We start from the raw sequence: 1,525 nt of genomic DNA, 5'->3' as shown, positions 1-1,525 counted from the left end.
TCTGCCCGCAGCGCCAGCACTTGCTGCTGGAATCGCCCCCGGGTGACCACGACCGGGTGGTCGGCGTGGGAATCGATCGCGATCGTCGCCTCCGGATCCCGTCGCACCAGGTCGTCGAGCATCGACAGCAGGTTCACGCCCGCCTCCTCCCGCCGCTGCCGACCGGTTGTTGCTCCGCCATCTCGCCGAGCCAACCGTGCAGCACCGCGGCGAACTCGGGAATTTCCTCCATCGGGTAATGCCCGATCCCGGAGAGCAGCGTGCACCGCGCTCCGGGGATTTGGGAAGCCGCCGAACGCACCTCCTCCGGATCGACCCACAGGTCGTCCTCGCCGGCAACGAGGTGCACCGGACAGGTGATCGACGGCAGTTCGGCCCGCACGTCGTGCTTCCCCCACCCAACCAAGTCCGAAGTGGACACAATGGGGTCTTCGCGCCGGTGCATCTGCGCGATCAGCTCGGCCCGCTCCGCGGTCAGCGAACTGCCCACGACGGCGAGCGTTCCGAGGTAGGTCCGGTCGGTGCGACTGGGAGCTGCCACGTCTTCCAGCTCACGCCGCAGCGAGGACATGTTCACCGACCCGTTGCCCGCTTCCGCGGCCATCGCCACGACTCCGGAGAGCGAACTGCCGCACCGGACCGCCAAGTCCAGGGCTATCTTTCCGCCGATCGAGCACCCCACCACGTACGGCCGATCCAGGCCGAGCGCGTCGATGAGAGCGCGCAGCCATTCCGCGTAGACACCGAGGTCTTCGATCGGGCCGCCCACGGGCGGCTCGGAACGGCCGTGCCCGGGCAGATCCGGCACCACCACCTGGTAGCCGCGCTCGGCCAAGTCGCGAATGGTGTACCGCCATTGGACGCCGCTTTGGCCAGCGGTGTGGATGCACAGCACCGCGGGACCGCTTCCAGCGATCTCCACGTAGCACAGCGAACCGCCGATCTCCAGGTACCGCGCTTCGATCATCGGTCCGGTCCTTCTGCCGCCAGCTTCCGCGCGTTGTCGACGACCACGTGCAGCACTTTGGTCAACCTCAAGTACTCGTAGCCGCTGCCCGTCACCTTGAACTGCCCGCGCATCACGCGCTGCATGAAGTCGTTGCGAGCACCGGTGATCAGCTCGGTCCACACGAGTTCGTCCGCGTCGAGGGTGAACGTCGCGCCGTGCGGCGCCCGCCGCGTCACCTCGATCACCCGGCCCCGGTACAAGCGCAGGTGCACTTCGTCGTCTCCGCACCGCAACCCGATGGTTCCGTCCCAGCTCGAGATGGCCGAGGTGAACCGCTCGTCCTGCTCGAGCAGTTCCGCGAGCGCCTTCGCCCAACCGGTGGTTCCGAACGCCCGGCAAACGGAGTCCGAATCCGGATCGCTGTTGCGGGCCCGGACGAGCACTGCCGCAGTGCATTCCTGCACGCGCTCGTCACGTGGGTTGACCAGGATGACGTGGCGGTTGACCACTCCCCGGTCCCCTTCCGCGGTGCGGCGGCACCGCGTGACCGTCATTTCGGAGCGCAGCACGTCACCG

2 protein-coding genes are annotated in these 1,525 nt (G+C 67.9%); both read right to left on the bottom strand.

Annotated elements, in window-relative coordinates:
* Positions 1–133 precede the first annotated feature (133 nt).
* The gene (locus IJH84_RS00435; RefSeq protein WP_051387984.1) at positions 134–967 is read right to left on the bottom strand and encodes an alpha/beta hydrolase; all 834 of its coding nucleotides are present in this window, start codon (positions 965–967) and stop codon (positions 134–136) included.
* The coding region (locus IJH84_RS00430) for an SCP2 sterol-binding domain-containing protein (RefSeq protein WP_295138834.1) at positions 964–1,525 on the bottom strand (562 nt) is incomplete at its 5' end. The genes IJH84_RS00430 and IJH84_RS00435, both read right to left, overlap by 4 nt.

Source organism: Saccharopolyspora sp. (assembly GCF_017434145.1).
Taxonomy (GTDB): Bacteria; Actinomycetota; Actinomycetes; order Mycobacteriales; family Pseudonocardiaceae; genus Saccharopolyspora_C; species Saccharopolyspora_C galaxeae.
The sequence above is the reverse complement of the archived record's forward strand: the minus strand, read 5'-3'. Positions and strand labels throughout refer to the sequence as shown.